The sequence below is a fragment of the Streptomyces sp. NPDC054847 genome, assembly GCF_053610925.1.
In genome coordinates, this window is the sequence record NZ_JBSGZJ010000244.1 from 1 (window position 1) to 6,425 (window position 6,425).

At 73.6% G+C, this 6,425-nt stretch carries 6 protein-coding genes; all 6 read right to left on the minus strand.

Annotated elements, in window-relative coordinates; translation table 11 throughout:
- Positions 1–144 precede the first annotated feature (144 nt).
- Positions 145–1,035 (minus strand): phosphatase PAP2 family protein, encoded by an 891-nt coding sequence (locus tag ACWGH4_RS22335; RefSeq protein ID WP_453463582.1) that lies wholly within the window; start codon positions 1,033–1,035, stop codon positions 145–147.
- A gap of 74 nt (positions 1,036–1,109) precedes the next feature.
- A complete protein-coding gene (locus ACWGH4_RS22340) occupies positions 1,110–2,189 on the minus strand; it encodes a LacI family DNA-binding transcriptional regulator (protein ID WP_453463584.1) in 1,080 nt (359 codons plus the stop codon).
- 78 nt (positions 2,190–2,267) lie between these two features.
- Positions 2,268–2,837 (minus strand): N-acetyltransferase family protein, encoded by a 570-nt coding sequence (locus ACWGH4_RS22345; protein WP_453463587.1) that lies wholly within the window; start codon positions 2,835–2,837, stop codon positions 2,268–2,270.
- A 30-nt stretch (positions 2,838–2,867) separates the two neighbouring features.
- On the minus strand, positions 2,868–3,608 hold the full coding sequence (locus tag ACWGH4_RS22350; RefSeq protein ID WP_453463590.1) for a TetR/AcrR family transcriptional regulator: 741 nt from the start codon (positions 3,606–3,608) through the stop codon (positions 2,868–2,870).
- A gap of 184 nt (positions 3,609–3,792) precedes the next feature.
- Entirely contained in the window at positions 3,793–5,796 is a 2,004-nt protein-coding gene (locus tag ACWGH4_RS22355; RefSeq protein ID WP_453463592.1) for a hypothetical protein, read from the minus strand.
- A gap of 59 nt (positions 5,797–5,855) precedes the next feature.
- A partial coding sequence (locus ACWGH4_RS22360) for a tyrosine-protein phosphatase (protein WP_453463595.1) occupies positions 5,856–6,425 on the minus strand: 570 nt, incomplete at its 5' end.

A 6,425-nucleotide genomic window follows, 5' to 3' on the forward strand; every position in this document is an offset into this window, starting at 1 on the left:
GCCCCCGAAATACCGGGCGGAGCGCGGTGGCGGGTCCGGGCGGAGCCCGGTTTCGGGAAGTGGGGGGCACCTCCCACGGCCGCCAGGCCGTAGGGGGAGGGTAGGGGAACAGCCCGCAGCGGGGCGGGGGCGACGGCCGCTGCGTCAGGTGCGGGCCGCGGGGAGGAAGCGGCGGACGCCGCTATCGCCCGGGTCGCGGGGCCGCTCGACCACCAGCTGCGGAAGCCGATGCGGCAGCGCCCGGTACCACGCGTACGACACCGCGAAGCCGAACATCAGGCACAGCACGCCGCCCACCGCGTCCAGCCAGAAGTGGTTCGCCGTGGCGACGATGACGACCAGCGTCAGGGTCGGGTACAGCACGCCGAGGATCTTCGCCCACGGCGTCGTCGCCAGCGCGAAGATGATGACGCCGGACCACACCGACCAGCCGATGTGCATGGACGGCATCGCCGCGTACTGGTTCGACATGTTCTTGAGGTTGCCGGAGGCCATCGAGCCCCAGGTGTCGTGGACCAGCACGGTGTCGATGAAGTTCTGGCCGTTCATCAACCGGGGCGGTGCGAGCGGGTACAGGTAGTAACCGACCAGAGCCACACCTGTGGTGGCGAAAAGGACGAGCCTTGCGGCAGCGTAACGGCCCGGATGCACACGGTAGAGCCAGACGAGCACACTGATGGTGACGACGAAATGCAGGGTGGCGTAGTAGTAATTCATCGACACGATGAGCCATGTCACCGAGTTCACCGCATGGTTGACGGACTGCTCGACCGCTATGCCGAGGGTCTGTTCCAGCTGCCAGATCCAGTCCGCGTTCCGCATGGCCTGGCTCTTCTGCTCGGGCACGGCGTTGCGGATCAGTGAGTACGTCCAGTAACTCACCGCGATCAGCATGACTTCGAACCAGATGCTGGGGCGCACGGGTGTGCGCGGCGGCCGTGGCCGGGCACGGGCGGACGACTCGGCGGCCTCGTCCTCCACGATGGGCGACGGGGTCGCCGCGCCTTCCAGAGTCTTCACGGTCGCTTCACCCATGAGAGAGGAGTCTGCCAGATGCAGGCCGCTCTCCGATCATCCCTCCGACGGGTTCGTGACGCATACTGTCCGACTCACGGACGAGGGGATTCTCCGGGTCGTCCTCCGGGTGCCGAGGCCGTTGAACCGCGAACCACCAGCTCGGGCATGAAGACGAATTCGCTGTGCACCGGAGCCCTGGGCCGGTCGGGCGCGGAAGCCGAGTGACTGTCGCCGGTCTCCTCGAGGAGAGCCCGCACCGAGGCCTGCCCCATCGCCAGCACCGGCTTGCGGACGGTGGTCAGCGGCGGGTCGGTGAAAGCGATCAAGGGGGAGTCGTCGAATCCCACGACGGAGATGTCGTCGGGTACTTCGAGGCCCCGGTGCCGGGCGGCCCGTATCGCGCCGAGCGCCATCATGTCGCTGGCGCAGACGACGGCCGTGCAGCCCCGGTCCATGAGTGTGGCGGCAGCGGCCTGGCCGCCCTCCAGTGTGTACAGGGAGTGCTCGATCAGTTCCGCCGACGATTCGGGCGGGATGCCCAGTTGCTCCTGGAGCGCGAGCCGGAATCCCTCGATCTTGCGGAGCACGGGTACGAACCGCCGGGGGCCGACCGCGAGTCCGATCCTGGTGTGGCCGAGCGAGGCGAGGTGGGTCACGGCGAGCTGCATCGCGCCCCGGTCGTCGGCCGAGATGAACGGTGCGCGCACGCCGGGCGCGAACCCGTCGACGAGGACGAAAGGGACGCCCTTGGCGCGGAGCCGGTCGTAGCGGTCCATGTCGGCGGTGGTGTCGGCGTGCAGCCCGGAGACGAAGATGATCCCGGAGACGCCGCGCTCGACCAGCATCTCGGTGAGCTCGTCCTCCGTCGAGCCGCCCGGCGTCTGGGTGGCGAGCACCGGCGTGTAGCCCTGCCGGGTCAGGGCCTGGCCGACGACCTGGGCGAGGGCGGGGAAGATCGGGTTGTCCAGGCCGGGTGTGATCAGCCCCACCAGGCCGGCGCTGCGCAGACGCAGGCGTACGGGCCGCTCGTAACCGAGCACGTCGAGGGCGGCGAGCACCGACTGGCGGGTGGTCGCGGCGACGCCGGGCCTTCCGTTGAGAACCCGGCTCACCGTCGCTTCGCTGACCCCCGCCTGGGTCGCGATGTCGGCCAGGCGTGCGGGTGCGGTCACGGACCGGACTTTACCGTCCGGATCTGGGGTTTCCCACCGGGCCTCGGCCCCGCGGGTCCCGCGTCCGACGGCCCCGGCTCAGTGGACCTCTTCCCACCGGGCCTCGGTCGCACCGGAGTTGGCGGCCGGTGGCACCGGGCCGAGCTGCTTTTCCAGCAGCAGGACGCCGTAAGTGCTGCCGTCGGCGGCCCGCTTGGCCGGCTCCTCTCCCACCACCCGGTAGCCGGCGGTCTCGTAGTACGTCCGCAGACGTGGATTGCGGCTCAGGCAGTCCAGCCGGGCCAGCTGCCGGCCGGCCGCGGCGATGCGGCGCTCGGCGTGGGCGAGCATCGCCCGTCCCGAGCCGGCCGGTGCGTGCGTGCGGTCGGTCATCAGGCGGTGCACGTACCCGGCGACGGGCGGCCGGACTCCCCAGGCCGGCACGTCGTCCCACCACAGCTCGTAGGCTCCGGCGGTCCGGCCGCCGGCCTCCAGCAGCCACACCTCGCCCTCGGCGATCCGGTGACGGAAGTGGCCCGCGTCCTTGTCGCCGGGCTTCCACTGGTCGATGCCGTGGCGCAGCATCCAGTGCGCGGCGTCGTCGTAGAGGGCGACGAGAGCGGTCGTGTCGGAGACGGTGGCGGGCCGGAAGGCGTAATCGGTGGTCACAGGCATCGATGATGCCGGACGCCGGTGGCCCTACCGCAGCCGCTGGGCGGGTACTTGGGCGGTCGGCGCGGTGCGCGTGATCGCGGGGAGCAGGGCCGCGAGCCGGCCCATGAGGTCGCCGAACGGGCCGTCCATCGGCTCGTCCGCGAGGATGCGGACGAGCAGGGCGGCCATCTCCTCGTCGTAGGCGGCGCTCACCGCGGCCAGCGCCGCGAAGTCGTGGACCAGTTGCAGTTCGAGCTCGGCGCGCGGGACGCGCCGCCCGTCGAGCCAGATCAGCGCCGTGGACTCGGCGAGCGACACCCAGGAGCGCACGACCAGCTCGAGGCGCGCGGACGGGCTGTCGATCCCGAGATGCTTGAGGATCTGGTCGTGCGCGGCCTGCCGCACCTCGTCGATCATCGCGTTGGCCGTGGACGAGCCGACGGCGGGCCCGCCGCGCATCAACGCGGAGAAACCGGGGCCGTGTTCGTCGACGAAGTCGAAGAAGCGGCCCATGACGCGCAGCAGCCGCGCGCCGAGCGGCCCCTCCCGCGGTTCCAGGAAGCGGGCGGCGAGCTCGTCGGCGGCCCGGCGCAACGCCGCCTCGTACAGGCTCTGTTTGCCGGGGAAGTAGTGGTACACGAGCGGCCGGGAGATGCCCGCGGCCGCCGCGATCTCGTCGATCGAGACATCGTCGGGCGAGCGGTGGCTGAACAGCTCCAGCGCCACACCGATCAGCTGCTGTCTGCGCTCCTCGACGCCCATCCTGCGCCGCACCCCGGTCGTCATGCGGACACCCTACCCACTGGGGTGCGGGCGCCGGGGCGAGGACCGCCCGCCGAGGACACCGGCGGGACGCCGGTGACCAGCGCGTCCACGGAGGTTCCGGGGTGCCGCCGGGCCGTGCCGGGTGGGTGGGGGCGGGAGGCCGTGGCCCTCGCCGCGGGTGTCCGGAAGGAGCACCGGCGCGGGTTCAGCGCAGCGGCCGCACCCGGGTGCCGTCCGCCAGACGGCCGTTCAGTTCCGGCCGTGCACCCTCACGGGAACGGACCGCCACCACATGCCCGGTGGCGCCGCCCTCCACACCGCCGCCCGCGACGGTGACGGAGGCGAGCTGCCGGCTGCCCGCCGCCAGCACGTACCACTGCCCGGCCCGTGACTGCCACAGCACACCGGCCAGCACCCGCGGTTCGCGCACCCCGCACGCCGGCGAGTCCTCCGCCCGCGCCACCACCGTCCCCGCCGCGCCCGGATGCTCGGCGGGCGCCTGGAACTGGGCCATGACCCTGCTGCCCGTGCCCCGCCAGGTCTCCGCCCGCGTACACACCCAGCCCGCCGTGCCGTTCGCCTCCGGCAGTCGCTGCCGGGCGTACTGCCAGGAGTTGACGCTGCGCACGCCGTGCGCCCGCACGCCGGGCAACAGGCAGGCCGTACGCGCCCACGACGCGCGCGCCGCCGTGCCCGTCACGTCCTCCGGTGCGCCGGGCGGGCCGTACGTGAGCCGCGCGGGGGTCAGTTCGCCGAGGTCCGTCACCACCGTGAGGGCGCTGCCGTCGGTCAGTTCCAGGCCCTGCCACGCCCGGCACGCCCGTTGCTGCACCGGACTCGGCAGCCGCTCGGTGAGACCGTCCGCGTTCCGCCGCACCGGACGCGGCCGCCCGGCGGGGTCCAGCAGGTCCCGCGCCGACACGTCCCGTACCCAAGGCGCCGTGAGGTAGCGAACGTTGTCCCGCGAACGCCCGGCGACCAGCGCGGCGGAGCCGGCGGCGTCGGCCCCGTCCGTACGGGCGAAGTCCAGCGACGCGTCCCGGGCCGCGCCCGGCGCCCCGGTCGCCTCGGAGTAGCGGACGACGCGCAGCCCGTCGTGGAGGACGACGACACGGGCCGCGCCGACCTCGCCCGCGAACAGCAGCTGCGGCGGTCCCACCGGCGGCCCGGACGGTGTCCCGGGCGTCGACGTGACCCGGACCGCCGCTCCGGGGCCCGCCCAGGCGGTGAGCGCCCGGCGCAGCAGCGCACGGTCCGCGGAGAGGGACCCGCGGGCCGGCCACACGGAGAAGTCCCTGCGGGACGACTCCCGCCAGGCCGTGGGCGCGACCCGCACCAGCCGGTCCGGGTCCAGTGCCGCCTCCACGGCGGGGTGACGGGTGCGCGGCACGTCGTCGGCGTCGTCGCCGCCGCCCGGAAGCAGGAGCAGCGTCCCGCACACCGCGAGCGCGGCGGCGGCCACCACGGCCGCCCTGGTGTGCATGCGGCGGCGCATCAGGTCGGTGGGCCGCACCTGGAGCGAGCAGGCGTCGAACTCGGCCGAGCGGAGCAGTTCCGCGCCGCGTGTGCCGTCCGCCACCCCCTCCGCCTCGGCGAGAGCGGAGTCCGGGTCGGCCGCCCCCGCCGCCGTCAGCACCTGGCGCAGATCGTGGTCGGGCAGCTTCTCCAGATGGCGCAGCACGTACGCGGCCCTGCCCGGCCCGGACAGTGCGGAGAGGCGCTGGTCCAGGGCGAGTTCGTCGGCGCCCCCCGAGCGGGGGAAGACCCGCAGACCCCACACGTGCGGCAGCAGCGGCGGGAACTGGGCGCGCCGGGGCAGTGCCCGCCGCCGCAGCGGCTGCGACGCGTCCAGCGCCTGGCGCAGCACCCGCTCCCGCACGTACCGGTACCCCGGGTCGCCGGCGCCTTCCGGACGGCGGGCCCGCGGCACAGCCGCGACGGGCAGCACGGCGGCGGTGTCGCCGCGGGGGAGCGAACGCTGCACGACGGCATGGGCGGTCAGCACGCGGCGGCCCTGGCCGAGGGACGGCGGCAGCACCAGGTAGGCGATCCGCACCAGGCGGGGATAGTGCTCGACGACGGCCGCCTCCGCCTGCCCGAGACCCACCCCCGGCCGGATCCCTGAGCCGTCCTCCGTCCCGGTCGTGGCGTCGGCGGTGACGGGGCCTGCGAGGGGGTCCGGGGAGGGAACGAGGTCGTGTGGGCGCACGTTCAGCAGAACGAGCGAATCGTCGTATGGTCACCGGGCGCGACGCGGGCGCGAGCGCGTCAGGCCGGGACGACCAGTCGCCCGCGGATGCGTTCCAGCGCCGCCTGCGTGACGCCGAGCCCCTCCCGCACGTACTTCTCCATGGAGCCGTAGCGCGCGTCGACCTCGTCCAGGGCGGCCGCCAGGTAGTCGGGGACGACGCCGATGACCGACAGCGCCGTCTCCGGCTGCCCGCCCTGAAGGGTGTATCCCTCGACGAGCGGGGCGAACGCCTCACGCACCGCCATGTTGACGGACATGTACTCGGCCTCCACCGTCTCCGGCGTCGCGCCGAGCAGTGTGAGCACGATCGTCGCCGCCCAGCCCGTGCGGTCCTTGCCGGCCGTGCAGTGGAACAGCAGCGGTCCCGCATCGGGGTCCGCGACCTCGTTCAGGAACGCCCGGTACGACGAACGTGCCGAGTCGGTCGTCACGAACCCCCGGTAGATGTCGCTGTACAGCTCCCGGCCCCGGCCGCCGCCGAGTTCCTGCTCGGCGACGGCCGGATCGCTGAGCAGCCGCCGCAGCCGGGCCGCCGCCGGCGTCCGGCCGGCGGCCACCTGGTCCGCCAGGACGTCGGCGGGCAGCAG